The following is a 25777-nucleotide window of genomic DNA, read 5'->3' on the forward strand; positions in this document are numbered from 1 at the left end:
ATGAGAAGCAACCGGTTCCGGTACGGCGCGTGGCGCGAGGGGCCGGACCCGCTCGCCCCGCCGTACGACGTGCGGGCCGCGGTCGACGAGGTCGGCGAGCGGGTGCTGGCCGGGGAGAGCCTGCGGGACGCGCTGCGTGACCTGGTGCGCCGCGGCCCCCGCGACGGCCGGGGCCTGGACGACCTGCGGGCCCGCGCCCGCCGGATGCGCCGGGAGGCGCTGCGCCGGGGCAACCTCGACGGCGCCGTGACCGGCGCCCAGGCCCTGCTCGACCAGGCGGTGGCGGCCGAACGCGACGAGCTGCGGGGCCGCGACGACGAGGCGGCCCGGTTCAACGAGGCGGTGCTGGACGCCCTGCCCCGCTCCACCGCCCAGGCGGTGCGGGAGCTGTCGGAATACGAGTGGGCCAGCGACGAGGCCCGGGCCATGTACCAGCAGATCCTCGACGGGCTGCGCCGCGAGGTGGTGGAACAGCGGTTCGCGGGCATGCGCGACGCGCTGCGCGGGCGCGACCCGGCCACGGACGCGGCGGTCGCCGAGATGCTGCGCGACCTCAACGACCTGCTGGACCGGCACGCCCGGGGCGAGGACACCCAGGACGCGTTCGCCGAGTTCATGAACCGGCACGGCGAGTTCTTCCCGGAGCGCCCGGAGACCGTCGAGGACCTGATCGACGAGCTGGCCCGCCGGGCCGCGGCAGCGGAGCAGCTGCTGCGTTCGCTGAGCCCCCAGCAGCGGCAGGAGCTGGGTGAGCTGATCGACCAGGCGCTCGGCGACGGCCCGCTGCGCGCTCAGCTGGCCGAGCTGACCGACCACCTGCGGGCGCTGCGCCCCGCGCTGGCGTGGGGGCGCGGCGAGCGGATGCGCGGCTCCGACGATCTCGGGTACGGCGACGCCACGGCCGCCCTGGGCGAGCTGGCCGAGCTGGACGACCTGCTGGACCAGCTGGGGCAGGAGCATCCCGGCGCGACCTTGGACGACGTCGACGTCGAAGCGGTGGAGCGCCGGCTGGGGCGCTCGGCCGCCGACGACGTACGGCGGCTGCGCGAGCTGGAACGGGAGCTGCGCCGGCAGGGCTGGGTGACCCGCGGCACCGACGGCCTGACCCTGTCGCCCAAGGCGCTGCGCCGGCTCGGGCGTACCGCCCTGGCCCGGGTGTTCGCCGAGCTGGCCGGGCGCCGCCGCGGCGAGCACGACCTGCGCGACGCGGGCGCGGCCGGGGACCTGGTCGGTTCGTCGCGGCGCTGGCACTTCGGTGACGAGCAGCCGATCGACGTCGTGCGCACGATCGGCAACGCGGTCCGCCGCCGGGCCGCCGAGGGGTCCACCGCCACCCTGCCGGTCCGGCTGCATCCCGAGGACTTCGAGGTGGCCGAGACGGAGCGGCGCGCCTCGGCGGTGGTGGCGCTGTGCGTCGACCTGTCCTACTCGATGTTCGCGGACGGCCGGTGGGGCCCGATGAAGCAGACCGCGCTGGCGCTGTCGCACCTGGTGGCCACGCAGTTCCCGCAGGACTCGCTGCAGATCATCGGCTTCGGCCGGTATGCGCTGACCCTCTCGCAGGGCGAGCTGGCCGCGATCGAACCGGACATGGTGCAGGGCACCAACCTCCAGCACGCTCTGAAGCTGGCCGGCCGGCACCTGCGCCGCCACCCCGGCTCGGAGCCGGTGGTGCTGGTGGTGACGGACGGCGAGCCCACCGCCCACCTGGAGGACGACGGCGAGGCGTACTTCTCCTGGCCGCCGCTGCCGGAGACGGTCCGGGCGACGGTCGAGGAGGTGGACCACCTGACCCGGTACGGCGCCACCCTGAACGTGTTCATGCTGGGCGAGGACCCGTCGCTGCGCCGCTTCGTGGACGCGGTGGCCCAGCGCAGCGGCGGCCGGGTGTTCAGCCCGGACGTCGCCGACCTCGGCCGGTACGTGGTCGACGACTACGTCCGGGCCCGCCGGGGCCGCCGCCCCGCCGGGAGCTAGGGTCCTAGGACGGACGCGCGGTGTGCGTGGCGCAACCGGTGGTGAAGGGACCGCCACGGGCCTGGTTATAGTTGCTGCGCGTTGACCGGCCAGCGGGGGAGAGGGAGTCGCGATGCCGCAGCAGCCTGCGCCCGTCGCCCCGCGCCCACCGGTCGCCTCCGACCGGATCTGGACGATTCCGAACGTCATCAGCTTCGCGCGCCTGCTCGGCGTGCCGCTCTTCCTCTACCTGCTGCTCGTCCCGCACGCCGACGTCGCGGCGCTCGTGGTGCTCGCGCTGGGCGGCACCACCGACTGGGTCGACGGGTACGTGGCCCGGCGCATGGGCTCGGTCAGCCGCCTGGGCGAGCTGCTCGACCCGTTCGCGGACCGGCTGTACATCCTCGCCACACTGATCGGCTTCACCGTCCGCGAGGTCGTGCCGTGGTGGCTGACGGTCGCGCTGCTGGCCCGCGAGGCGGTGCTGGGGGTGGCGCTGCTGGTGCTGCGCCGCCACGGCTACGGGCCGCCGCCGGTGCACTACGTGGGCAAGACCGGCACCTTCGTGTTGCTGGGCGCGTTCCCGGTGCTGCTGCTGGCGCACGCGGTCCCGTCCACCGCCGCCGTGGCCGGGCCGATCGGCTGGGGCCTGGCCTGGTGGGCGCTGGGCCTGTACTGGGCCGCGGCCGCGCTCTACCTGATCCAGACCGCCGCCGTGCTGCGGGCGGACCGCGCCACGCGGGCCGGGACGGCCACGGGATGACCTCGCCCCCCGGCGGCGAGCGCCGGACCTTCACCCCGGATTTCCTGACCGAGCTGTTCCGCAACCCGCTCGATCCGGGCTATGCCGACGCGGCGGCCCGCCGGGCGCGCGAGGGCCCGCGCAGCGCCCCGCGGCGGCGGGTGATCAGCGCGGTCAGTGCGCTCACCTTGATCGGGGTCGGCTTCCTGCTGGTCGTGGCGTACCAGCAGACCGTGGCGGACGAGCCCGGCCGCACCAAGGCGCGGGCCGCCCTGGCCCAGCAGGTGCAGCACCGGCGCGGCGGCACGGTCGCCCTGCAGAATCGCGCGGACGAGCTGCGTGCCGAGGTCGCGGCGCTGCGGGAACGTGAACTCGGTGGCGCGGCCGTGGCGCGGCTGCGCGACCTGGAGGCGGCGACCGGGCTGGCCCCGGTCCGCGGCCCCGGCACCAAGATCACAATCGGCGACGGGCCCACCTCGGTCAACCCGGTGACCGGCAAGCAGTCGAGCGACGCCCGGGTCCGCGACAGCGACCTGCAACTCGCCGCGAACGCGTTGTGGGCGGCCGGGGCGGAGGCGATTGCGATCAACGGCCAGCGGCTCACCGCCACCTCCACGATCCGGCAGGCGGGCGAGGCGATCCTGGTGGACTTCCGGCCGGTCGCGTCGCCGTACGAGGTGGTGGCGATCGGGCCCGACTCGCTGGCTGACGACTTCCGGGACGGCTACGCTGGGCGCTTCTTCCGCGAGCTGGCCGCCCGGTACGGCATGCGTTTCGACGCGACCGACGTGCACGACGTGACCCTCGACGCGGCCACCGAGCTGAAGCTGCGGGTGGCGGAGCCGTCGACCCCACCGTCCTCCGGTGGCCCCCCGTCCCCCGGCCCGGACACGCCCCCGCCGGCCGGCACCCCCACGAAAGGCGGCCGATGATCGCCGTACTCGCCCTGGCCGCCGGTGTGGTCCTCGGCATCGTGCTGCACCCGACGGTGCCGCCGGGCCTGCAGCCGTATCTGCCCATCGCCGTGGTGGCGGCGCTGGACGCCGTGTTCGGGGGCGTCCGGGCGAAGCTGGACGGCATCTTCGACGACAAGCAGTTCGTGGTGTCGTTCATCGCCAACGTGGTGGTGGCCGGGCTGATCGTCTACCTGGGTGACCAGCTGGGCGTGGGCGGCCAGCTCTCCACCGGCGTGGTGGTCGTGCTCGGCGTACGGATCTTCGGCAACGTGGCGGCGATCCGTCGCCACCTGTTCCGGGCCTGAGGACCGGCGATGAGTGAGCAGCGCGAACCACGCCCGGGCGACCCGGACGCCGGGCGCGACGACGATGCCACGGTGGTGACATCGCGCGATGAGCCGACGGCCGTCGCGCCGGACGACGATGCCACGGTGGTGACCCCGCGCGATGAGCCGGCCGCCGTCGCGCCGGACGACGAGGCGACCGTGGTCACGGCGCACGACGCGCAGCGGCCCGGCACGGCGGACGACGGGCCGACGGTGGCCGCGCCGGACGTCCCGGGTGGCGAGGCGGCCGTCCCGGCGCCGACCGCCGCGTCGGGGGCGGAGCCGGCCGGGCTGTCACCCGATCCGGTGGTAGCCGACCGGGCGGCCTCTGAACCAGGGGAGCCGGAATCGATCCCGGCCCGAGCCGATGTGCCGGGGGAGTCCGGCGGGCCGGTGACCGGTGCAGCGGTGGACACGGGAGAGCCGGGCCCCGTCCGGACCGGCGCTGAGGGCGGCCCCGGGGAGCCTGGCGACGAGGGCCTGGCCACCACCGCAGCGGCGCCCCTCGGTCAGCCGGCGCCGTGGCGGCGGGTGTCGTCCGCGGGCGCGCTGATCTGGGTGCTGCTGGCGCTGTTCGGCTTCACGCTGGTCGTGCAGTTGCGCAGCAACGGCGGCGACGAGGGCCTGGCCACCGCACGCCAGGAGGACCTCGTGCGCATCCTGTCCGACCTGGAAGCCCGCGACACCCGCCTGCAGGCGGAGATCAACGGGCTGGAGCAGAGCCAGCGCCAGCTCACCTCCGGCGTGGCGGGCCGGCAGGCGGCCCTGGCGGAGGCCGACAAGCGTGCGGATGAGCTGGGCCTGCTGGCGGGCACCCTGCCGGGACGCGGGCCCGGCCTGCGGATCACGATCGATCCGCGGGGCAAGGACGTCAAGGCGTCCGCGATCCTCAACGCGGTGCAGGAGCTGCGCGGCGCGGGCGGCGAGGTGATGGAGCTGGCCGGGTCGGGCGGCGCGCCCGTACGCATCGTGGCGTCGAGCTACTTCGTGGACTCCAGCGGCGGCGGCATCGTGGCCGACGGGGAACGGCTCACCGGGCCGTACACGTTGTCGGTGATCGGGGTGCCGCAGACGATGCAGACCGCGTTGCAGATCCCCGGTGGGGTGGTCGCGTCCGTGGAGGGCGCCGGCGGTAGCGTGACCATGGAGCAACGCGCCATGGTCGAGGTGACCGCGGTGCGTAAGGCCACCAGTCTGCAGTACGCGCGTCCGGTCTCCTGAGCGGGCGCGGAGCGATTCGCCGGGTTGTGACAACGGAGGAACTGTGATTCCTGAGGACCTGCGGTACACGTCCGAGCACGAGTGGGTGGCGGGCGACGGGAGCGGACCGGTGCGGGTGGGCATCACCCACTTCGCGCAGGACGCGCTCGGCGACATCGTGTACGTGCAGCTGCCCGAGGAGGGCACGGCGGTGCGCACGGGCGACTCGCTCGGCGAGATCGAGTCGACCAAGAGCGTCTCGGAGATCTACGCGCCAATATCCGGGACGATCGTGTCGCGCAACGCGACCCTGGCCGACGAACCGGAACTGATCAATGCCGAGCCGTACGCGGCCGGCTGGCTGGTGGAGATTGCGCCGGAAGATCCGGATTCGCTTCAGGGCCTGCTGGACGCCGCCGCCTACCGTTCGCTCACTGAGGGCTGACACGGCGTATCACACACTCCGCGCGTCCGGTTGCCGCGCTTTTTCGCGCTGACTAGGCTCGCGGAGCACATGAAGTAGACCGTTATTCATTCGCAACCGATAGTCGTCCGTCTGGAGCCTCCGGGCAGCGGCGGGGGGTGCCGCGCTCCGGGCGTCGTGTCCGGTTCCGCTCACCCCTTGTGTCCGCGGGCGGCGACCGACCAGATCCGTGAGGTGGTCCGATGACGCGCCCAGACGACGAGTTTCCCCCGCTCGACGTCACGTCCACGCTCAACCTCGGCGCCCTCGACGAGGTGCTCGAGGGTCCTGAGACCGATGTGGTGCCGAGCCGGATGTCCGGTTCGCTGCCGCCCGGCATGGCGCTGCTGGTGGTGCGCCGTGGCCCGAACGCGGGGGCGCGGTTCCTGCTGGACCACGACGTGACGACCAGCGGCAGGCATCCCGACAGCGACATCTTCCTCGACGACGTGACCGTGTCGCGCCGCCACGCGGAGTTCCACCGCGACGGCGGCACCTTCACGGTGCGCGACGTGGGCTCGCTCAACGGCACCTACGTCAACCGGGAGCGGGTCGAGTCGGCCACGCTCAGCAACGGCGACGAGGTGCAGATCGGCAAGTTCCGCCTGGTGTTCATCGCCGGCCCCCGGCCGGAGGGTGAGGGCGGCGGGGCGTGAACCCGTCCGGGGCGGCCGCGCGCGACCCGGGTGCCCATGAGCAGGGCGCCCGGGACGGCGCGCTGATGAGCATCGGGGAGGTGCTGGCCCACCTGCGCACGGAGTTCCCGGACACGACGATCTCGAAGCTGCGCTTCCTGGAGGCGGAGGGGCTGGTCGATCCCCAGCGCACCGCCTCCGGGTATCGCAAGTACTCGTGGCACGACGTGGCCCGCCTGCGGTTCGTGCTCACCGCCCAGCGCGACCAGTATCTGCCGCTACGGGTGATCCGCGAGCAGCTGGAGGCCCTGGAGCGGGGAGAGGGCGAGCTGCCGGCCGCCGGGCGGCCCGCGCTGGTGGCGGTCGGCCCCGAGGGTGACGTGCCGGTCGAGACCGGCGACGTGCGGGTCTCCCGCGCTGACCTGGTCGCGCGCACCGGGGTCGCCGATGATCTGCTTGCCGAGCTGGAACGGCTGGGTCTGGTGCAGTCCCGGCCCCCGGGGTGGTTCGACGGCGACGCCGTGGTCATCGTCGAGGCTGTGGTCGGGCTGACCCGGCACGGGCTGGAGCTGCGGCATCTGCGCGCGTTCCGGGTCGCGGCGGACCGGGAGGTGGGCCTGTTCACCCAGCTGCTGGCTCCGCTGGTCCGCCAGCATGATCCGGCCGCCCGGGCCCGGGCCGCCGAGACAGCCCGCGAGCTGCAAGCGCTGTCGCAGCGGCTGCACGCTGCCCTGGTGCGGGCCGGGCTGCGCGCGACGCTCGGCCGCTGAGCGGTTCGTCGTAGGCTCGAGGGGTACTGCGGGGTGGTGCACGGACACGGACCGCGTGTGGGGGTACGCCCGACAGCGCCGTGTACCGTGCAGGTGAGGGCGCGGGAAACAGCCTGAAGGCCGCCTCGGGTGGCCATTTGGGGCGGCGACGACAGCGACACGGAGGCGGGCGGTGCGCGAGCTGAGCGTGGTCGGGGTTCGGGTGGAGCTGCCCAGCAACCAGCCGATCGTCCTGCTCAGGGAGGTCGACGGTGATCGGTATCTGCCGATCTGGATCGGCGCGGTGGAGGCGACCGCCATCGCGTACGAGCAGCAGGGCGTCAAACCGGCCCGGCCGTTGACCCATGACCTGCTGCGGGACATTCTCGCGGCGCTGCAGGCGCCGCTGAAGGCCGTGGAGATCACGGAGCTGAAGGAGAACGTCTTCTACGCCGACCTGCTGATCGGCGAGAACCTGCGGGTATCGGCGCGGCCCAGCGACTCGATCGCGCTGGCGCTGCGGGTCGGCGCGCCGATCCGGTGCGCGGAGCAGGTGCTGACCGAGGCCGGCATCGTCATCCCGGACGAGCAGGAGGACGAGGTGGAGAAATTCCGCGAGTTCCTCGACCAGGTCCGGCCGGAGGACTTCGCGGGCTGACCCATCGACGGTCACCACAGGTTTCGTCGCCCACACGCGGCGTGTCGCGGCATTACCTCCCTGTTCGCCAGCCCGGTGCGATATACGCTCAAGGCATCCAGATGAGGTGGCCGCGCAGCGGGGAGGTAGTCGCGTGCACGAGTCAGATCCTCTCGAGGGCCCCCGGGTCGGCGAGGACGGCGACGTCGGCTATCGCGGTGTCACGGCCTGCCACGCGGTGGGCATCAGCTACCGGCAGCTCGACTACTGGGCGCGGACCGCGCTGGTCGTGCCCAGCATCCGCGACGCGTCCGGCTCCGGCACACAGCGGCTCTACTCGTTCCGTGACCTGGTCGTCTTGAAGGTCGTGAAGCGGCTGCTCGACGCCGGGGTGTCGCTGCAGAACATCCGCAAGGCGATCGAGACGCTGCGCTCGCGTGGCGTCGATGATCTGGCCGGCATCACGCTGATCTCCGACGGCACGACCGTCTACGAGTGCCGTTCGCCGGAGGAGGTCGTGGACCTGCTGCAGGGCGGCCAGGGCGTGTTCGGCATCGCCATCGGCGGCGCCTTCAAGGAGATCCAGGGATCGCTGTCGCACCTGCCGGCCGAGCCGGCCAGCGCGCCGCAGCCGGTGGGCGCGGCCGTGCCCGCCGAGCCGGCGGCGGGCGACGAACTCGCCGCCCGGCGGGCCCGCCGCCGCGTCGGCTGACACCGATTTTCCGTACGGCGGGAGCCGCGCAGACCGGGCGGGAATGCACCGCATCCGGTCCTCGGCGCAACGGGGCGCGGCATCACGAGGCTCAGGCGGCGCGGAACCGACGCAGGTCCCGGGCCTGTGCCGCGGAGCGGACCAGGCGGTGCACGGTGCGTGGCCCGGCCACCCCGTCCTCGGCGAGGCCCGAGCGGGCCTGAAAGGACTGTACGGCCGCGGTCAGGTCCCGCTCGGCGGGCCCGACGGCGACGCCGAGGTCCCCGAACAGATCGCGCAGTGCGGCCGGGTCGGCAGGCGGTGGCTGGTCGGCGGGCCAGCCGATCAACCCGCCGACCGCCGTGCCGACCACGCTGAGCATTCCTCGTGCGGACATTGCGAACCTCCCGGACGCGGTGTTCAGCCCAGCATGTCCGGGCGGCGGCGGGCCGCACCTCCGCCCGGGGACCCGAACCGCCGCGGCCTGCCTGCGACTTTTGGCCGAGGACGCAGGGTCAGCCCGCCAGGTGCCCCCACTGGTCCTCGAGCTCCCGCCAGGTGCCCTGTGCCACCGCGCGGCCCCCGGTCAGCACGACCACCCGGTCCGCCTGGCTGAGCGCGGCCCGCTTCGAGGTCGAGCCGACCACGGTCACCCCGTGCCCGCGCAGCGCCCGCCACAGCTCCAGCTCCGTGGTGACATCCAGCGCGGACGACACGTCGTCCGCGATCAGCAGCTCCGTACGGGGCGCCAGCGCCCGGGCCAGCGCCAGCCGCTGCAACTGCCCGCCCGACAGCCGGGTGCCCTTGTGCCCGATGAGCAGCTGCAGACCGCCGCCGGCCGCGGTCAGGTCGTGTTCCAGCTGCGCCGTGGAGACCGCGTCCGCGGCGTCCACCGAGTGGCCGAGCTGGATGTTGTCGGCCACCGTCCCGGACAGCACCCGGGGCAGCTGGGCCACGTAGCCGACCTGGTTGGGCCGCAGGAACAGCTCCGGTTCGTCCACCGGCTGGCCGTTCCAGCGCAGCGTGCCGGTGTGGTGCACGATGCCGGCCAGCGCGCGCAGCAGCGAGGACTTGCCCGAGCCGACCGGTCCGAGCACCAGCACCAGCTGGCCCCGCTCGACGGCCAGGTCGACGTCGTGCACCCCGACGGCGCCGTTCTCGTGCACGGCGCTGAAGGATTCCAGCTCCAGCCGGCTCAGCGGGTTGCGCGGCGCCGTGGGCGGTGCCGGGGCGGTGCCCGCCGAGAGGTCCACGCCGGGGACGGCGACCGAGTACTCGCCGACACCGGCCATCGCGACCGTCCGGCGTGTCCACACCCGCGCCGACGGCAGCTGCGACACCAGCGAGGCGGTCGTCCACGCGAACCAGCGGGCCGCGCCCAGGGTCGCCACCGCGATCAGGGTCGCCGCGGCGGACAGCGATCCGGCCAGGTAGAGCGCCCACGCCGCGATCGGCAGCAGCCCGCTGACCAGCGACGGGGTCGACCGGGCCCAGACCTGGGTGGTGATCTCCCGGCGCTGCCGTTCGCTGCGGTCGGTGTCGAGGCGGGCCAGGTGGGCCAGCACCGGCCGGGTCGCCCCGGCCAGCTTCACCGTGCGGGCCGCGGACAGCGACGAGACCAGCGCGGTCGCGAACGCGGCGCGGGCCGCGACGGTACGCCGGGCAGCCTTCTCCAGCCGCGGCCCGAACATCGTCGCCGCCAGCCCGGACACCAGCATCGTGCCGCCGAAGAACAGCGCCGGTACGACCGAGCCGGACGCCCACGTCATCGCCACGATCATCACCAGGCCGATGGCGTTGTCGACGACGTTGTCCGCGAGCACCACGACCCGCTCGGTGTCGCCGCTCTGCGCGACCACCTCCGCCGGGGTGTGTTTGCTGACCCGGCGCGGGCCGACCTGCCCGTGCATCAGCCGCAGGCTGATCCGCAGCATCTGCCGGACCCACCACTCCGGGAACCACGCGCCGGTGTAGAACAACGCGGGGGTGGTCAGCAGCAGAGCGGCGGCGATCGCCACGGCGGGCCACATCGGATTGCCGAGCCCGTCGACGACGTGTGACCACAGCAGCGGCAGAATCGCGCCGTCCAACCCGAACAGCACCAGCACGGCGAAGAGCGCGACCGCGGCCAGGCCGTACCTGGGGTCGTTGGTGGTCAGCCGGATGATCTCCCGCAGCGTGCGGGCGGGCGGCGGGTCCGGCAGCGGCGGCGGCTCCGCCGCCGGCGGCACGTCGGCGAGCATCGCACCCGCCTCGGCGTCGGCGGCGCTGCTCTCCGGGCCGGTGGCGCGGCCGTCCGGATCGGCCGGCTCGTCCCAGTCCTCGCGCTCGGCCAGCAGCACCCCGCCCGGGGCCGATTCGCCGGGCCCCGCCGGTGCGGCGACATGACTGGCCGCCAGCAGCTCGGCGAAACGCCGCGAGCCGCGCAACGGGCCCGCCTCCAGTACCCGGCCGTCGGCCAGCACGATGACCTCGTCGCAGCGGCGCACCGAGGAGAGCCGGTGCGCCACGATCACGCCGATGCGGCCGGTGAGCAGCCGGTCCGTGGCCCGATGCACCCAGCCCTCGGTGACCGGGTCCATCCGGGCGGTGGCCTCGTCCAGGATCACCACGTGCGGGTCCCGCACGAGGATCCGGGCGAACGCGACCAGCTGCTCCTGCCCGGCGGAGAGCTTGTGGCCACCCTCCCCGAGCTTGGTGTCGATGCCGTCGGGCAGGCTGTCCACCCAGGTCGTCAGGCCCAGCTCGGCCACGGCCCGACCGGCCCCGGGCAGCAGCTGCGGGTCGAACAGGGCGATGTTCTCCGCGAGCGTGCCGGCGAGGATCTCGGTGCGCTGCGGGACGATCGCGGTCCACTGGCGCAGCAGCTCGATGTCGATGTCGTTGAGGTCGACGCCGCCCAGCGTCACGGTGCCGGGCGGCACGTCCACGGAGCGGGTGAGCACCTTCGCGAGGGTGGACTTGCCGGAGCCGGTGCGCCCGATCAGCGCGTACGAGCGGCCCCGCGCGAACGACAGGTTCACCTCGCGCAGCGCCGGGGGCCGGTCGGAGTCGGTGCCGTATCGGAAGGTGAGGTCACGGATGACCAGGTCGCCGTCGGCCGGTGGGGCACCACCGGCGGGCTCCTGCGGCACGTCGCGCAGCAGTTGCACCCGGCTCCACGCGCCGAGTGCGTTCTGCAGCTGGGGCACCATCCGGGTGACGTGTTCCAGCGTGCCGCCGAAGCCCAGCGCCAGCAGCCACACCGCGGTCAGCCGGGCGCCGCCGACATGCCCGGTGGTCAGCGCCCACGCGCCGGTCACCACCAGCACGGCGATCAGGGTGCGGGTGATCGTGCCCGCCTGCAGGGTCACCTTCGCCGAGGTACGCCACACCAGGCGCCCGCGCCGCAGGACCTCCCGGGCGCGCTGGGCGAACAGCCGCCGCACGTACGGGGCGGCGAGGCTGGTGCGGACGTCGTCCTGGCCGTGGATCGCCTCCTCCATCACCGCGGCGAGGTCGCTCCACGCCTCCTCCTCGGCGATCCGCTGCGGCGAGATGCGCCGGATCGGCCCTCTCATCGTGGCGATGAGCAGCCCGGAAACGAACACCATGGCGACGGCGGCCGGCCACCACACCGCGAACGCGGTGACGATGGACAGGGTCGCGACGGCCACGGACTGGGCGAGCCGGACGCCGGGCCCGCGCAGCTCGGAACCGACCTGGTAGACGTCGTTGTCGATGCGGTCGAGCAGCTCGCCGACCGGGGTGTTCTCGAGGGTGGGCAGATCCTGCCCGAGGGCCACCCGGCACAGGCCGCGGCGGACCGCGGCGGTCCAGTCCGCGGTGAGCCGCGCGACGATCAGCCCGATCGCGAGGTCGCTGAGCACCGCGGCGACCAGGGCGGCGGCCAGCATCGCGAACAGCGGCACCGAGCGGTTCACCAGGACCGGTCCCGCCAGGGCGAGGGCCGCCGCCTGACCGGCGGCGCCGAGCACGATGAGCGTGGCCACCAGCGCCGTTCGGCGGGGGGCGGTAGCCCACAGGTCGCGGAGCAGGCGCATGCGAGGTCCTCACGATCGGGGGGCGGTTCCTCCATCCTGCGGGGCCGGAAGTGGGCGGACAAACCAATTACGGTGCACCGCGGTATCGCCTCGGTCACCGGCACACCCTGCCGGCGCGCGGGCTCGCGGGCGTACGGAAACGACCGGGTCAGGCTCGGCGCAGCGTCAGCAGGGTGACCTCGCTGGGGGCGAAGACGCGGAACGGCGGCCCCCAGAAGCCGGTGCCCCGGCTGGTGTAGAGCTGGGTGCGCTCGCCGTGCCTGCTCAGCCCCTGCAGGACGGGCTGGTCCGTGCGGACGAGGTAGTGGAACGGCCAGATCTGGCCGCCGTGGGTGTGCCCGGACAGCTGCAGGTCCACCCCGTGCGCCACGGCACCGTCGATCTGCTGGGGCTGGTGGGCCAGCAGGAGCACCGGCAGGTCCGGGTCGGTGCCGGTCAGCGCCGCGGTGTGGTCCGCGTGGTGGCCCGGCACCCCGGAGCCGCCCGCGGTGCGGTCGTCGACCCCGGCGATCACCAGCCGGTCGCCGCCGCGTTCGACGACGATGTGCCGGTTGTGCAGTGCCTCCCAGCCCAGCGTCGCCATGTGCTCCACCCATCGCTGGGCGCCGCTGAAGTATTCGTGGTTGCCGGTGACGTACACCCGGGCGAGGCCGGCGCGCACGTCGGCCAGCGGGGCGGCCTGGGCGCGGCGGGCCGCCACCTCCCCGTCGGCGATGTCGCCGGTGTGCGCCACGACGTCCGGTTCCAAGGAGTTGATCACCTCGGTGACCCCGGCGGACCAGCGGGCCCGGTCGATCGGGCCGTAGTGGGTGTCGGTGATGAGCACCACCCGGAGTCCGTCCAGCGCCGGGCCGAGCCGGTCCAGCCGCACCTCGACGCGGCGCACCCGGGGGACCCGCATCGCCTCGGCGTATCCCCAGCAGAGCAGGACCAGGGTGATGCCCACGACCGCGACGCTGACCAGCCGTGAGCGCACCGGGTCGGCGACACCGGCCAGCACAAGCACCGCCCGCAGCAGGTTGCCGAGCAGCGCCCAGGTGAACAGCACCCAGATCACGCCGAGTTCGGTGTCGGCGATCCGGGCGGCCCAGTCGAGGTGGCGGCCGTGCCCGGCGATCATCAGCGGGGGGAAGGAGACCAGCGCGGCGGCGGCCAGCACGGTGCCGCCCGTGACGACCGCCGTGGGCCAGTGGTTGCCCGCCAGCAGCAACGTCCACCAGGGGAGACCGAACAACAGCAGCATGACCGCCGTGATCGTCGCCGCGAACCGCATGGCGCGGGCGACGCGGCGTCGCGGCGTCGCGGCCTGCACCGCTTCATCGACCGACACGCCTACGAGGATGCCACGCCAGGGCCGGTGCCGTCGTGACCGGCCTGATCCGGCGGCGCACCCACCCGCCGCATGAGCTCGGCCGGGACGACAAGGTCGGCGCGGTCACGGGTCGCGGCGATCAGGGCGGCGTTGTGTTCGTCCGGGCCGGTGGCCCAGGCGACGGCGGCCTGCTCGGCCTTGCCGAAACGTACGTGCCGCTCGATCAGCCGGCGCAGCCGTTCGGCACGGGGCATCTCGACGAACCACACCTCGTCGACCTGCGCCCGGGCCCGGGCCCAGCGGGGGTCGTCCAGCAGCAGATAGTTGCCCTCGGTGAGGATCAGGCGGGCGCTGCTGGGCACCGCGATGGCGCCGGCGAGCGGTTGCTCGAGCACCCGTTCGAAGCCGGGCGCGTACACGACGTCGTCCGCGTCGTCGCGCAGGCGGCGCAGCAGGGCCGCGTACCCGAGCGGGTCGAAGGTGTCCGGCGCGCCCTTGCGGTCGCGCAGGCCGAGGCGGTCCAGCTCGCGGTCTGCCAGGTGGAAGCCGTCCATCGGCACATGCGCGACCCAGCGGTGCGCGGGCAGGCCGGGCGGGGGTGCCGGGGCCAGGGCGGCCAGCAGCTGCTCGGCCAAGGTGGACTTGCCCGCGGCGGGGGCACCGGTGATCCCGAGGACCGCCCGGCGCCGCCCCGCAGTGAGCGCGCGGGCCCGCTCCACCAGCGCCGCGAACGTCAGCACCCGTCAGAGTCTGTCATCGGCCGCCCCGGCCACGCCACGACGCTGATCGCGCCTTGACGCCTACAAGCCGAGTCGCAGCGCCGCCACCCCGGCCGGCGACAGCGGCCGGATCGCGGCGCGCCGCAGGTCGGTGCGGACCCCCACCGGCAGCTGCGTGCCGAGGGAACACAGCGCGGGGAACAGGTCCAGCACGTCGCGATGGCTCAGCGCACCGACCCCGATGATCAACCCGTTGACCGCGGGAGGAGTACGGGCCAGCTCCGCGCACAGCTCCATGCGCCAGATCGGGTCCGCGACGTGCGTGGCGAACTCGCGGGCGATCCTGGTGCTGGCGGCGCACCCCGAATCGGGCGCCGCGTGCCGCCCGGAGGTCGCGAGCACGGGCGCGGGCCGTACCGCGACGCCGAGCTGCTCGGCCAGCTCGGGCACGGTCAGCGTGGACAGCCCGTACGCGCAGGCGTCGCAGAGCCGCCGGAAGTTGTGGGCGTCGACCACCATGGCCGCGCTGGGGCACCCGCCCGGTGCCTCGCAGATCGCGTCCATCACCACTTCGGCGAGCCGGCCGCCGGCGTCGAAACGCCCGACACCGAAGTAGGGACCGGGGGTGGCGCGGCACGCCTGCAGTGCCGCCTCTTCGCTGGAATAGCCGTCGGGGTCCACACCGATGCGCGGGATGCCGTGGTGTGGGTGGAGGTGGATGAGTCGGTACATCCTGTCGCTCCCGGGGTCGTGCCTGGCGTCGTCGACCCGGGGTACGGCCGCGATGGCCCCGTCGGTTCAGTCCTCACGCTGTGTGTAAGAAAATTGCCTTCGATCGCGGTGACCTGTGAGACGGAAACAATCGAATGTCACGGCATGTAACGCGTACGTGCCTGCCGTGAGCAGCAGCAGCACCGCCGCGAGGGCGGCGGCGACCGAGGTGTCCAGTACCCGCCAGGCGGCCGGCAGCGTCACCACTCCGAGGATCGCCGCGGCCTGCGCAGCCGCCTCGGTGAGGCGCAGCGGGTCGAGAACGCGTCGCTCTGTCATGGCGGACAGCCTCCCGCCCGGGCCCCGGCGGGCGCTTCCCTCCGCAGCGGGAACGATGACTATGACTTTCGGCCGAGCACCACGAGCGCACACCCCACACCCCCGGGTGAGGGGGAGCGCGAGTGCGGTCGCCCAACAGGCATCATCCGGGGCAGATAGCGGAAACGGGTGGTCAAAAACGCCCGGTGGGACGGTTGCCAAGTACCCCCATAACCCCGAAGCTTGCCAAGGCACCGGCCGATTGTCGTCGTGACCGGCCCGATCGGGGAGGAAGTCGCAGTGACCGTCACGGCGTCGCCGATGTGGAAGACCATGCCGGCACTCATGTACCACTCGGTATCCGCGGTCGGCGGGCCGATGCGGGACCTCGCCGTCCCGCCGGAACGCCTCGCCGAACAGCTCACCGCGCTCACCGCGGCCGGATACCGCCTGGTCGGGCTCACCGAAGCCTTGGACCTGCTGGATTCCGGCTGCACGGACAACCTGCTGGCGGTCACGTTCGACGACGGCTACCGGGACTTCCTCACCGAGGCCGTACCGGCGCTGGCCGCCGCGGGCGCCCGCGCCACCCTGTACGCCTCCGTGGGTCACCTCGGCGCGCACGCCGACTGGCTGGGCCGGTGGTCCCCGGACTTCGGCCCGATGCTGACCTGGGAGGAGCTGGCCGAGGTCGCGGCGGCGGGCGTCGAGATCGGCAACCACAGCCTCGTGCACCACCCCCTCGACGTGCTGCCGCCCGCGCAGCTGCGTGAGGAGGTCGTGCGCAGCCACGGCGAGCTGGAACAGCGGCTGCAGCTGAAGGTGCGCAGCTTCGCCTACCCGCACGGGTACAACGGCCGCCGGGTGCGCGACGTGGTCGAGGCCGCCGGGCACGACAACGCCACCGAGGTGGGGCGGCGGCTGCACCGACCCAACGAGCGGCGCTTCGCCGTACCTCGGCTGCAGCCCACCCCCGACCACACCGGCGCCGACCTGGTGGACCTCGTCCGCGGCGGCGGCAGCCCGCTGCTGCCGCAGGCCAAGCGGCTCGCCCAACCCGCGTGGCGCCTGGTGCGCCGCGTAGCGCGCAGCACCGGCCGGAACCTGACATGAGCCGCCACCGGTCGGCCCGGGTGACCCGCCGCCGCGTGCTGGGCCTCGGTGCCCTGGCCGCAGTGCCGGCGGTGACGCTGGCCGTGCGCGAGGCCGGGTCGCCGGATGCCCCGGACACGGCCGCCGCCCCGGCGCCGAGCGCGTCGTCGCGGCCGTCCCCGTCGACAACCGCGCTGCGGGTCGTCACCCACGGCGGCGGGCCGGTCCCGTTCGTCGCGGGCAAGGCGATGCTGGGCTCGTACCTCGGGCTGAAGGGCAAGACGCTGCAGCAGAGCCTGCTGCTGCGCCGCCAGCAGCTCGGCCGCGACCAGCGCATCGTGAACCTGTTCTACGACTGGACCGACATCCTGCTGAGCGCGGCCCCGGTGCTGCCCGCCAGGTCCGTCCCGATGATCTCCTGGGCGGGCACCAAGTACGCCGACATCACCGGGGGTGCCTCGGACGCGCTGATCGCCCGCGCGGGCCGTCGCGTCGCCCGCTACGGCCGCCCGGTCATGCTGCGCTTCTCCTGGGAGATGAACGGCAGCTGGTTCGCCTGGGGCGGCGCCAAGAACGGCGGCCACTCCGACGGCTACATCGCGTCCTGGCGCCGGGTGCACAAGATCTTCCGCGACGTGGGCGCCCGCAACGTGTCCTGGGTGTGGAGTCCCAACTGGAACTCCAGCCCCACCGCCGACTGGAACACCACGCAGTCCTACTACCCGGGCGACGCGTACGTCGACTGGGTCGGCGTCTCCGGCTACAACCTGCACCGGGAGTCCCCGGCGGCGCTGTTCGACGGCGTCTACCAGCAGTTCGCCGCGCGCAAGCCGATCGTCGTCACCGAGGTCGGCGCGGTGGACCGCGGCGGGAGCACCAAGGCCGACTGGATCACCGTGTTCGGGAAATGGGTGCAGGACCGGCCCGGAGTGGGCGCCGTGATCTGGTTCGACACGGACACCCACCCCGGCTACGACGAGAAGTGGCGCATCGACACCGACCCGCAGGCGCTGGCCGCGTACCGCGCGATGGCCGCCGGGGAACGCTTCAGCGGCTGACGGCGTCCTAGCGCTCCGCCGCGATGTACAGCGTGCGGTACGCGGTGGTCTCGCCCGCGCGCAGGAGGTTCACGGTCATCCGCTGACGGCTCGGCAGGCTGATCGCGGCCGTCCAGGTGCCGTCCCCGCTCACCGGGATCGTCCGCTGCTCGGCGGTCTTGCCCGTCGGGCCGACCACCGCCAGCGTGTACGGCCCGTACTCGGGGAGCAGCCCGGTGGCCGTGATCGGCACGAGCCGGGTGCCCGACCCGGTGACCGGTCCGGGCTGACCGGCCGACAACGCGGTGACGGTCGACTCGTAGCTGTTCTGGGAGCTGCCGTACGACAGCCAGCTCGCCCCGCCCAGGACGGCCAGCACGAGGACCAGCGGGAGCAACTGCCACACCAGCCGGCGCGTGCCCCGGGCATCCGCGGTGTCGTCGGCCGGGCCGTCGTCGACGACCTTCGGCAGCAGCATGGTCGAGACCTGGTCCTCGGTCAGCACGGGCGTCGGCGCAGCGGCGACGGGCACTGCGGCGACGGGCACACCGGCGACGGGCGCAGCGGCGGTCGCGGCCGGGCCGGGCACCGCGCCGTCCGCAGGCTCCGACTCCGGTTCGTCCTCTTCCTCCTCGTCCCAGAGCTTGCTGACCAGGCGCTTCAGCACACTCACCCACCGGTCCGGCAGGCCCGCCGGCACCAGCGCCACCAGGGTCACCCCGGCGGTGGCGACGGTCCAGGACGTCCGGCCGATCGAGAACCCGCAGACGTGGATGACCAGGCCACCCAGGATGAGTACGGCGAGGCTGAGCGCCGCGGTCAGCACCGTACGCTCCACCCCGCTCAGGTCGCGGCCCCGCATCAGCGCCCCGGTCAGCGCCGCGCCCGGCAGCAGCAGCGCCAGCAGCGAACCCCCGGCGATCATGAACGGCGGAGTCCCGAACAGCACCGCGGCGGCTGCCGCAACGGTCACCACGGCGAGCAGAACGGCCAGTTTCGGCTTCACTGTGCCCCCATGCGGTAGATGCGGACGGTGCCGTTGTCGTAGACCCGGCCCACCTCGGTGAGGGTGTCGAACTTGCCGATCTGCGCCACGGTCAGGGGAGTGGTGATCTGCCCCGCGTGCGGGTCGTTCTCGAAGTAGGCGTCGCTGACCGGCAGCCGGGTGGTCAGCCGCTGGTCGACGACCAGGTACTCGAGGTGTACCCGGGTCACGAGGTCGTCCTCGGCCAGGCCCCACTGGTCGGCGTAGAACAGCGCGCCCACCTCGCGGACCGGATCCTGGCGGCCGTACGTGGACGCCAGCGACACCGACGTGACGTCACCGCCGACGCGGTGGCCCGGTCCGAGCGTCTCCCGTTCGAAGTTCGCGGCCGCGATCCCGTACGCGTCCACGGACCGCTCGAAGCCGCCCGGCAGGTACGGCCCCGGCAGCAGCGACACCAGCGGCGGCCAACCACCCGCCCGGGCGCCGATCATCAGCAGCGTGACCAGCGCCGATCCAGCCGCGACGCGGGTGAACAAGGGCCAGCCCACCGGCGCGGGATAGTCGTACACCGGCGCGGCGGCCCGCCACCGGTGCCCCGCGGCGTCGCGCATCGGGATGATCTGCACGCCGCGCACGAGCGCGATGGCGGACAGAATCGCGATCGGGATGTACGTGAACGTCTGCAGCCGCCCGGAGATCTCCGGCCCGTTCTGGCCGAGGAAGCGGATGCCGTTGCCCGCGAAGAACAGGAAGCTGCCCACCACGGCTGCCCACCGCCAGGCGTCCCGGTCATGCCGGTGGATCATGTCCCGGACGCAGGCCAGGTAGAGCACGAACAGGCCCAGCAGCCCGGCGCCCTGCACCACCAGCTGCCCCACGGACACCGCCGCCGAGGCCTTCTCCGGCGTCGTCTCGTTGTTGATCAGCTGCTGGACTGTCGCGATCACCTGGGTGATCGGGGCTTCCAGGTAGGCGATCACGTCGTTGGCCACGAACAGGATCCACGCCGCGACGACCGCCAGGGCCACCGCGGGCATCACCAGGGCCGCCCACCGGCGCGGCCGTTCAGCGATCAGCTGGGCCACGGCCAGCAGGGTCAGCGTGGCGACCAGCGCGAACGCGGTCACGTGGTGGCTGACCGTGGTCGCCACGATCGACCCGACCGCGATCATCGCGAACGCCCGCCCGCCCTCGGCCAGCCAGCGGCGGGTCGCCCAGATCGTCAGCATGAAGAACGGCAGCGCCGCGGTCTGGTACAGGAACATCGAGTTGAAGAACAGGTAGTGCATCGCGGTGGCGTACAGCGCGCAGGCCACGCCCGCGACGGCGGGGGAGTTGCTGGCCCGCAGCGCGGTCACGAACAGCACGCCCACGAAGACCAGGTGCGCGATCCCGGCGACGATCACCCCGGACGCGGTCACCGGCATCCCGGTCATGCCCGAGAGCCCAGCGGCCATCTCCGCCAGCCCGGGGAAGTGGACGGCGGGCGGCAGCGCCGCGTTCGGCTGGAACAGCTCGCCGGTCTGCATCAGGATCGTCGTGGCCAGCCAGTGCTGCAGCTCGTCCGGAAAGCGGAACTGGTCCGGGCTGTACATCCATTTCAGCAGGTACTGGTTGACGGCCAGACCCATGACCAGTAGAAACGACTCGCCCACGCCGGCCATGCGGCGGCTGAGCAGGCGCAGCACCACCGGGGTGAAGACCACCACCTGCCCGATCCAGTACGCGGTCATGGCGCTGTCCGCACCGTTGCGCCCGCCCTGGTAAGCGAACGCGACCAGCAGCACCCCGATGCTGGAAAGGACCAGCACCAGCGGCGCGTGGCCCAGGTCCAGGCGCTGGCGACGGGCGCGGGCGGGCTTGGGTGCCCGGGCGGGGTCGGGCGCGGGCGCGGGAGCCGGAGCCGTCACGTCCGGACGTCCGGGCACGACGGGGATCTGGGTCGGCCGCAGTTCCCCCGGGGGTGTGGCGACGGTCGGCGGCAGGGTCGGGGCGTCCTGACCGGCCCCGGGCACGACGGCGGCGCCACGGGCCCTGGGCTGGACCCGGGCCCGCCCCTGTACCTCGGCCGTCACCGTCTGCTCTGCCGTCACCTTTGACTGTTCGGTCGCCGGGCCGGGCTCGGCAAGCCTCGCGGCCCCGGCAATCCCTCGCGGTTCGACCGCCGGCCCCTTGTCGGCCGCCTTCGGGTCCGGGGTAACCGGGGCCGTCGTGGGAGGCGGCCCTGTCGTGGGCGCCGGGCCGGCCGTGGGGACCCGGGCTGTTCCGATCGGTGCGGGCGGCTTGACTGCTGGTGCTGGTGCTGGTGCTGGTGCTGGTGCTGGTGCTGGTGCTGGTGCTGGTGCTGGTGCTGGTGCTGCCGCCTGGGCCGGTGCCGTCTGTGCGGGCGCTTGGGCCGCCGGGGACTGGGCGCCAGGGGGGGCTGCCGCAGCTGGTGCGCGAGGCGGGGCCGGTTCGGGGCGCGGGCCCGGGACGACAGGCGGGCTGACCGGGGCGGGCCGGGGCGCGGCGGCCGCCGACTGTGCATCGGCCACCGGCGCGGCCCCGGCGGCGGTTGCCCCGGCGGCTGGTGCCTCAGCGGCGGGTAGCTCAGCGGCGGGTGGCTCGGCGGCGGGTGCCTCAGCGGTGGTTGGCTCGGCGGCGGGTGCCTCGGCGGCGGGTGGCTCGGCGGCGGGTGGCTCGGCGGCGGGTGGCTCGGCGGCGGGTGGCTCGGCGGCACCCGGCGTACCCGGGGCCGGGGTCGGCTTGCGCGCCGGGAAGCCGGGTGTGCCCAGGGCGAGGCCCGGTGGTGCCGGGATCGGGGTCTTCGGCACCCCCGTCGTGGTCTGGATGTCCGCCCCCGCGGAACCGACCTGGACCCGTGCGGTGCCTCGAGCGCGTTCCGGCTGCACCTGAGCGGTACCTCGGGCGACGTCGGGTTTGTCGTTCTCGCCCTCGTCGGTCCGTTCTGCCGAGCGCTGGTCGGCCGCGCGCTGGGCCTCCGCGTCTTCGGGGGACTCGAACTGTTGGATGGACTGCATCACGCCGGTCGGGCGCTCCTTCGCCTGGTCGTTGCCGGGTTCCGGCCCGTCGCCGGGTGCGACGGCATGGTGCGGGGAGGTGCCGCCTTCGGTCGGCGGCTCGGGCGGGCGCGATATCGGCATGCGGTTATCCCCGTGAGGCGTGGACCGGACGGCAAGGTGTCGGGCCGCGGGGCCCGACACCCTATGGTCCACGATCCGGCCGGAAGCACCTCGCCCCGGCCGCGCCCATGAGCTGATGGGAGGCCATTAGCGTCGTATGATTCCGCGCTGCCGGGAATGCCCCTTATCGGGGGAACTTCCCGGCGAACGGAGGAGTCACGCGCTCAGCGGGCCGCCTGCCGGTTCTTCGCCTTGGCCGCGCGGCGACCCCTGAAGTACGCCCGGGGCCCGGCGATCATGCCGCGCCGGTTCGCCTTGAGCAGCTCCCGTGGGAAGTCGTCCTGCAGCGTGGACACCCGCAGGCTGTCGCTGCCGGTGAGGTCGCGCAGTGCGCTCGGCACCAGCTTGAGCAGCGGCCACAGCAGGCCGGGCCGGTGCAGCAGCAGGCTGGTGTACGCGGCGGTGAGCCCCGCGCCGTACCCGACCATCTGCTTCTCCAGGCCCGCGAGGTCCCGCCGGTGGTAGTGGTGGGTGACCGCGGTGGGCTGGTAGACGATCGTGCCGCCGCCGACCAGGACCTGCGTGAAGGCCAGGGTGTCCTCCGAGCCCATCGCCGGGGTGCCCGCGCCCAGCGCGGTGTCGAACCCGCCGATCCGCTCGATGACGCCCGCCCGGAACGTCATGTTCGCACCCGTGCCGAACGGGGGCAGCGGGTACAACGGGCTCTGCCGGTGCGCGGTGGCCGGGCTGAACACGTCCGGCGTGAAGCCACGGCCCTTGCTGTGCCCGCCGAACTGCTCGAACCACAGCTGCGCCTGGGTCTCCAGCTCGGCCGGGACGATCACGCCGGAGACGACGTCCGCGTCGGGGTGATCGGCCAGCGCCCGGGCCACCTCGGCCAGCCAGTTGGGGTCGGCGTACTCGTCGTCGTCGATCCAGGCGAGGATCTCGCCCGGCGCGACGGCGACCGCCGCGTTGCGGGCGAACGACAGCCCGGCCTTCGGCTCGACCAGGTAGTCGACCGGGCCGCGGCGGGCCGCGGAGCGGACCACCTCGGCGGTCGCGTCGGTCTCCGGCGCGTTGTCGACCACGAGCACCCGGAACTGCGGGTAGTTCTGGGCCAGCAGGCTGTCCAGGCAGCGGGCGAGCGCGCCCGGGCGTTCCCGGGTGCAGATCACCACGGTGATCGGCGGGGCCTCGGCCAGCACCTGGCGGCGGCGCGCCAGGAAGGCGGGCTCGGTTTCCGGGGTGATCCCGTCGACCGGCAGTGCCTCCAGGCCGAACTCGGCCAGCCGCGGCCGCAGGCTCGCGCCCAGCTCGGCGTCGATCGCGGCGGCCAGGTCGCCGGGACGCAGGCCCGCTTCGGGTACGTCGAGCAGCAGCGTCCCGATCGGCTCGGTGAACAGCCGGACCAGGAACCACGCCTTGACGGCGCGCCGCCCGTCCTCACCCACGGCGCCCACGGTGGGCAGCGGGTCGGACAGGTCGACGTCGTGGACGGCAGCGGGGAGCACGTCACCAGTGTGCGCGATCACGGGCGGGGCCAGGGCCTCGTCGGCGCGCGCCGCGGGTACCCGTACCTTGCCGTTCAGTCCGGCGGTCACTGGGCCGCCCCGGCGGCGACCGCGGCCGGGCGTCGCGCGGCGCGGCGGCGGGCGACGGTCTCCACCGCACCGCCCCAGCCCGCGGCGGCCACCCCAGCGACCACGCTGCCGGCCTGCATCGCGTGGCCGACGCCCCGGCCCCGAGTGGCGGCGGCGAGGTTACGGACCACCGACTTGGGCAGCGACCACAGGTAGTCACGCTCGGCGCCGAGGCTCTCCGAGCCGTCGAGCAGGCCCGCCATCTGCACCTTGCCGCGTCCCTCGGCGTAGCAGCGGCGCAGGAAGAAGCTGAACGTGGACCGGTCGGCGGGGACCTCGTGCCGGATCACCGCGTCCGGGACGTACATCCAGTGGCCGCCGGCGTGTGCGCTCATCCGCAGGCACAGCTCGGTGTCCTCGGGACGGTTCTCGCCGCCCAGCTTGCCGAAGCCGGTACGGAAGCCGCCGACGGCCATGAACGTCTCGCGGCGGACCACCATGCTGGCCGACCAGACGTTGCGGATGGGCGCCGTGGTGGTCGGCATGCCGGTGTACGAGCCACCGATGGCCCAGAGGAACTCGTCCGGCATCCACCGGGGCCGGTCGATCTCCCAGGCCGGGGTGATCCCGCCGCCCGCGCCGACCACGGCCGGGTCGGTGAAGGGCGCCACGAGGTTACGCAGCCAGTCGGGCTCGGCGACCGTGTCGTCGTCGAGGAACGCGATCAGCTCCGTGTCGGTGTGGAACGCACCGGTGTTCCGGTTGCCCGAAACGCCCTGGGTGTACAGGTTCTCCAGAACGGTCACGCCGGGCAGTTCGCGCTGGGCCCGGCGGAACATCTCCGGGTTGTGGTCGACGACGACGACGACCTCGGCGGACGGGTAGTCCTGCGATCTGGCGGACGCGACGGTCCGGACGAGCATCGACCAGCGCTTTTCGCTGTGGGTCGGGATGACGATGCTGACGGCAGGGCGGAACGTGGGGTTCTCCACGCAGAAGCTCCTCGACAGGTGGCGGGACCGGGGGGCAGGGGCGCGGTGAGGGATCAGTCCTCGAGCGTCGCGCGGGCGCGGCGGGCGTTGATGTCGTCGGTACGGCGGGTGCCGACCTCACGGGTGCCACGGTTGATGCGCGCGACGTGCGGGCGGCTCTCCGACCGGCTGCGGCCCGGGGTCGCAGGCCGGTTCACGATCTGCTCCAGGCTGGTCTGCGCCGGGATGCGGGCGGTCGTGGTCTCGGTCGCAGCCGCGGTGTCGCTCGGCACCGGCTGGGCCGGGACCTGGGCGGCGGTGCCGCGGTGGCGGGCCTTGCGCTGGCCGCGGGCACGGCCGTACTCGCTGAAGATGGTCCGCAGCACCCGGAAACCGTCGCGGAAGGTGTTCAGGTTGGTCTCGCCGTGGATGCGCTCGTGCTCGATGCTGCCGACCTCGCCGACCTTCATGCCGTCCACCGCGGCCCGGATGTTGATCATCGTCTCGATCTCGAAGCCGTCACCCCACAGCTTGCTGCCGTCGGCCGGGCGGGGCAGGGAGACGTCCGGCAGGTCCAGCACCGGGACGACCCGGCGCCAGAAGGCGTTGTAGCCGTAGCACAAGTCGGTAAATTTCGTTCCGAATAGGACATTCACCACGAGGTTGAGGCCGTCGTTGCCCAGCTTGCGCAGCCGGGTGATGTCGTGGCTGTGGCCACCCTTGGAGAAGCGCGAACCCTTCACGAATTCGGCGCCGTTGACCAGCTCGGCCACGAAGAGTGGGATCTCGGCCGGGTCGGTCGAGCCGTCCGCATCGATCATCACGATGATGTCGCCCGTGCAGGCGGCGAAGCCACAGGCGAGCGCGTTGCCCTTGCCGGTACGGGTCTGCTGGACCACCACGACGTCCGAGCGCAGCTCCCGGGCCACCTCGACGGTGCGGTCCACGGATCCGCCATCGACCACGATCACCTCGTCCACGCCCTCCGGCAACTTCCCGAAGACGTGCGGCAGGTTCCGTTCCTCGTTGAGGGTAGGAATGACGACGCTTACCTTCGGTGATGGGTCTCCGTTACGAGGCGTGTTGCCCGAGCTGGAGGAAAGCTGCATGTCGGTCCCTTTCCGGGGCGGCAGATGCGGTCGAATCGGGCGCTTTCGGGTGGTGAAAACGCAGGCGACTTGTCACTGCTGCCAAATCTAGCAACCCGCTACGTAGCGTCAACTAACCAAAGGGACAGCGTGGCCCCATCGGCGCGGGATGCTGCCGCCAACCGGATGAGCAGGGGGTATGCTCTCGGGCAACAATGGTGTCCATAAGCCCTCATCCGTCACATCCAGTAGCGGATTCCGGATACCACGAAGGCATCGCATGGGGCAATTCGGATAAAACCGATATTGCCGCACGGACGCGGCCGTGGAAAGACAAAAAAATAATGTCGGATTCCTCCCTGTGAAACCCATCACGCAGGGCAATCATTACAGAACGTGTTGCTTCGGGTGCAGGTTGGTTGCAGGGGCCGCCGACGC

At 73.2% G+C, this 25777-nt stretch carries 24 protein-coding genes; 13 read left to right on the forward strand and 11 right to left on the reverse strand.

Annotated features, from left to right (window positions below; all coding sequences use genetic code 11):
* From ACMCNO_RS16495 to ACMCNO_RS16540, 10 genes are all read left to right on the forward strand, one after another.
* Entirely contained in the window at window positions 1-1977 is a 1977-nt protein-coding gene (locus ACMCNO_RS16495; protein WP_412750328.1) for a vWA domain-containing protein, read from the forward strand.
* 112 nt (window positions 1978-2089) lie between these two features.
* The gene (locus ACMCNO_RS16500) at window positions 2090-2719 is read left to right on the forward strand and encodes a CDP-alcohol phosphatidyltransferase family protein (protein ID WP_412750329.1); all 630 of its coding nucleotides are present in this window, start codon (window positions 2090-2092) and stop codon (window positions 2717-2719) included.
* The gene (locus ACMCNO_RS16505; RefSeq protein WP_412750330.1) at window positions 2716-3630 is read left to right on the forward strand and encodes a DUF881 domain-containing protein; all 915 of its coding nucleotides are present in this window, start codon (window positions 2716-2718) and stop codon (window positions 3628-3630) included. The genes ACMCNO_RS16500 and ACMCNO_RS16505 overlap by 4 nt, the downstream gene beginning before the upstream one ends.
* Window positions 3627-3959 carry a small basic family protein gene (locus tag ACMCNO_RS16510; RefSeq protein WP_412750331.1) on the forward strand — a complete coding sequence of 111 codons (333 nt, stop codon included), beginning with the start codon at window positions 3627-3629 and terminating at the stop codon, window positions 3957-3959. Before ACMCNO_RS16505 ends, ACMCNO_RS16510 begins: the two co-directional genes overlap by 4 nt.
* Window positions 3960-4271: 312 nt before the next feature.
* Window positions 4272-5201: a DUF881 domain-containing protein gene (locus ACMCNO_RS16515; protein ID WP_412753717.1), complete on the forward strand. Its 930-nt coding sequence runs from the start codon at window positions 4272-4274 to the stop codon at window positions 5199-5201.
* A 43-nt stretch (window positions 5202-5244) separates the two neighbouring features.
* Window positions 5245-5625 (forward strand): glycine cleavage system protein GcvH, encoded by a 381-nt coding sequence (gene gcvH, locus ACMCNO_RS16520; protein WP_412750332.1) that lies wholly within the window; start codon window positions 5245-5247, stop codon window positions 5623-5625.
* A 221-nt stretch (window positions 5626-5846) separates the two neighbouring features.
* Window positions 5847-6299: an FHA domain-containing protein gene (locus ACMCNO_RS16525; RefSeq protein WP_067499957.1), complete on the forward strand. Its 453-nt coding sequence runs from the start codon at window positions 5847-5849 to the stop codon at window positions 6297-6299.
* Window positions 6300-6364: 65 nt separating this feature from the next.
* Entirely contained in the window at window positions 6365-7048 is a 684-nt protein-coding gene (locus tag ACMCNO_RS16530) for a MerR family transcriptional regulator (RefSeq protein ID WP_412753718.1), read from the forward strand.
* Between the two features lie 172 nt (window positions 7049-7220).
* Complete coding sequence (locus tag ACMCNO_RS16535; RefSeq protein WP_412750333.1) at window positions 7221-7685, forward strand: bifunctional nuclease family protein; 465 nt, start codon at window positions 7221-7223, stop codon at window positions 7683-7685.
* A 133-nt stretch (window positions 7686-7818) separates the two neighbouring features.
* Window positions 7819-8376, forward strand: a complete 558-nt coding sequence (locus tag ACMCNO_RS16540) for a MerR family transcriptional regulator (protein WP_412750334.1) — start codon at window positions 7819-7821, stop codon at window positions 8374-8376.
* A gap of 91 nt (window positions 8377-8467) precedes the next feature.
* Here the strand turns inward: ACMCNO_RS16540 and ACMCNO_RS16545 are convergent, their stop codons facing one another.
* The 6 genes from ACMCNO_RS16545 to ACMCNO_RS16570 form a co-directional block, all read right to left on the reverse strand.
* Entirely contained in the window at window positions 8468-8752 is a 285-nt protein-coding gene (locus ACMCNO_RS16545; RefSeq protein WP_412750335.1) for a peptidoglycan-binding protein, read from the reverse strand.
* Between the two features lie 118 nt (window positions 8753-8870).
* Window positions 8871-12398, reverse strand: coding sequence for an ATP-binding cassette domain-containing protein (locus tag ACMCNO_RS16550; RefSeq protein ID WP_412750336.1), 3528 nt, complete (start codon window positions 12396-12398; stop codon window positions 8871-8873).
* Between the two features lie 148 nt (window positions 12399-12546).
* Window positions 12547-13728 carry a metallophosphoesterase gene (locus tag ACMCNO_RS16555; protein WP_412750337.1) on the reverse strand — a complete coding sequence of 394 codons (1182 nt, stop codon included), beginning with the start codon at window positions 13726-13728 and terminating at the stop codon, window positions 12547-12549.
* Between the two features lie 2 nt (window positions 13729-13730).
* Window positions 13731-14447, reverse strand: a complete 717-nt coding sequence (locus tag ACMCNO_RS16560) for a nucleoside/nucleotide kinase family protein (RefSeq protein ID WP_412753719.1) — start codon at window positions 14445-14447, stop codon at window positions 13731-13733.
* 63 nt (window positions 14448-14510) lie between these two features.
* On the reverse strand, window positions 14511-15161 hold the full coding sequence (locus ACMCNO_RS16565) for a hypothetical protein (RefSeq protein WP_412750338.1): 651 nt from the start codon (window positions 15159-15161) through the stop codon (window positions 14511-14513).
* 66 nt (window positions 15162-15227) lie between these two features.
* Window positions 15228-15479, reverse strand: coding sequence for a hypothetical protein (locus tag ACMCNO_RS16570; RefSeq protein ID WP_412750339.1), 252 nt, complete (start codon window positions 15477-15479; stop codon window positions 15228-15230).
* A 279-nt stretch (window positions 15480-15758) separates the two neighbouring features.
* On the opposite strand from ACMCNO_RS16570, the gene ACMCNO_RS16575 reads away from it, so the two are divergent.
* Both ACMCNO_RS16575 and ACMCNO_RS16580 read left to right on the forward strand, forming a co-directional pair.
* The gene (locus ACMCNO_RS16575; protein ID WP_412750340.1) at window positions 15759-16571 is read left to right on the forward strand and encodes a polysaccharide deacetylase family protein; all 813 of its coding nucleotides are present in this window, start codon (window positions 15759-15761) and stop codon (window positions 16569-16571) included.
* Entirely contained in the window at window positions 16568-17608 is a 1041-nt protein-coding gene (locus ACMCNO_RS16580) for a glycoside hydrolase family 26 protein (protein WP_412750341.1), read from the forward strand. The genes ACMCNO_RS16575 and ACMCNO_RS16580 overlap by 4 nt, the downstream gene beginning before the upstream one ends.
* Before the next feature lie 7 nt (window positions 17609-17615).
* On the opposite strand, the gene ACMCNO_RS16585 is transcribed toward ACMCNO_RS16580, so the two are convergent.
* Window positions 17616-18593, reverse strand: a complete 978-nt coding sequence (locus tag ACMCNO_RS16585) for a DUF1616 domain-containing protein (RefSeq protein ID WP_412750342.1) — start codon at window positions 18591-18593, stop codon at window positions 17616-17618.
* A complete protein-coding gene (locus ACMCNO_RS16590) occupies window positions 18590-20668 on the reverse strand; it encodes a hypothetical protein (protein ID WP_412750343.1) in 2079 nt (692 codons plus the stop codon). The genes ACMCNO_RS16585 and ACMCNO_RS16590 overlap by 4 nt, the downstream gene beginning before the upstream one ends.
* A 200-nt stretch (window positions 20669-20868) precedes the next feature.
* On the opposite strand from ACMCNO_RS16590, the gene ACMCNO_RS16595 reads away from it, so the two are divergent.
* Complete coding sequence (locus tag ACMCNO_RS16595) at window positions 20869-21063, forward strand: hypothetical protein (protein ID WP_412750344.1); 195 nt, start codon at window positions 20869-20871, stop codon at window positions 21061-21063.
* A gap of 858 nt (window positions 21064-21921) precedes the next feature.
* Here the strand turns inward: ACMCNO_RS16595 and ACMCNO_RS16600 are convergent.
* From ACMCNO_RS16600 to ACMCNO_RS16610, 3 genes are read right to left on the reverse strand one after another with little or no spacing between them, the layout of a single operon-like run.
* Entirely contained in the window at window positions 21922-23301 is a 1380-nt protein-coding gene (locus tag ACMCNO_RS16600; RefSeq protein WP_412750345.1) for a glycosyltransferase, read from the reverse strand.
* Window positions 23298-24272, reverse strand: a complete 975-nt coding sequence (locus ACMCNO_RS16605) for a glycosyltransferase (RefSeq protein WP_412750346.1) — start codon at window positions 24270-24272, stop codon at window positions 23298-23300. Before ACMCNO_RS16605 ends, ACMCNO_RS16600 begins: the two co-directional genes overlap by 4 nt.
* A gap of 53 nt (window positions 24273-24325) precedes the next feature.
* On the reverse strand, window positions 24326-25360 hold the full coding sequence (locus ACMCNO_RS16610; RefSeq protein ID WP_412750347.1) for a glycosyltransferase family 2 protein: 1035 nt from the start codon (window positions 25358-25360) through the stop codon (window positions 24326-24328).
* Window positions 25361-25777: the final 417 nt, after the last annotated feature.

This window comes from Krasilnikovia sp. M28-CT-15 (assembly GCF_047159595.1).
Taxonomy (GTDB): domain Bacteria; phylum Actinomycetota; class Actinomycetes; order Mycobacteriales; family Micromonosporaceae; genus Actinoplanes.

Coding starts and splice junctions, on each gene's coding strand:
- ACMCNO_RS16610 (WP_412750347.1), bottom strand. CDS start 25,360: ATGCAGCTTTCCTCCAGCTCGGGCAACACGCCTCGTAACGGAGACCCA.
- ACMCNO_RS16550 (WP_412750336.1), bottom strand. CDS start 12,398: ATGCGCCTGCTCCGCGACCTGTGGGCTACCGCCCCCCGCCGAACGGCG.
- ACMCNO_RS16565 (WP_412750338.1), bottom strand. CDS start 15,161: ATGTACCGACTCATCCACCTCCACCCACACCACGGCATCCCGCGCATC.
- ACMCNO_RS16545 (WP_412750335.1), bottom strand. CDS start 8,752: ATGTCCGCACGAGGAATGCTCAGCGTGGTCGGCACGGCGGTCGGCGGG.
- ACMCNO_RS16530 (WP_412753718.1), top strand. CDS start 6,365: ATGAGCATCGGGGAGGTGCTGGCCCACCTGCGCACGGAGTTCCCGGAC.
- ACMCNO_RS16525 (WP_067499957.1), top strand. CDS start 5,847: ATGACGCGCCCAGACGACGAGTTTCCCCCGCTCGACGTCACGTCCACG.
- ACMCNO_RS16495 (WP_412750328.1), top strand. CDS start 1: ATGAGAAGCAACCGGTTCCGGTACGGCGCGTGGCGCGAGGGGCCGGAC.
- ACMCNO_RS16505 (WP_412750330.1), top strand. CDS start 2,716: ATGACCTCGCCCCCCGGCGGCGAGCGCCGGACCTTCACCCCGGATTTC.
- ACMCNO_RS16570 (WP_412750339.1), bottom strand. CDS start 15,479: ATGACAGAGCGACGCGTTCTCGACCCGCTGCGCCTCACCGAGGCGGCT.
- ACMCNO_RS16510 (WP_412750331.1), top strand. CDS start 3,627: ATGATCGCCGTACTCGCCCTGGCCGCCGGTGTGGTCCTCGGCATCGTG.
- ACMCNO_RS16580 (WP_412750341.1), top strand. CDS start 16,568: ATGAGCCGCCACCGGTCGGCCCGGGTGACCCGCCGCCGCGTGCTGGGC.
- ACMCNO_RS16500 (WP_412750329.1), top strand. CDS start 2,090: ATGCCGCAGCAGCCTGCGCCCGTCGCCCCGCGCCCACCGGTCGCCTCC.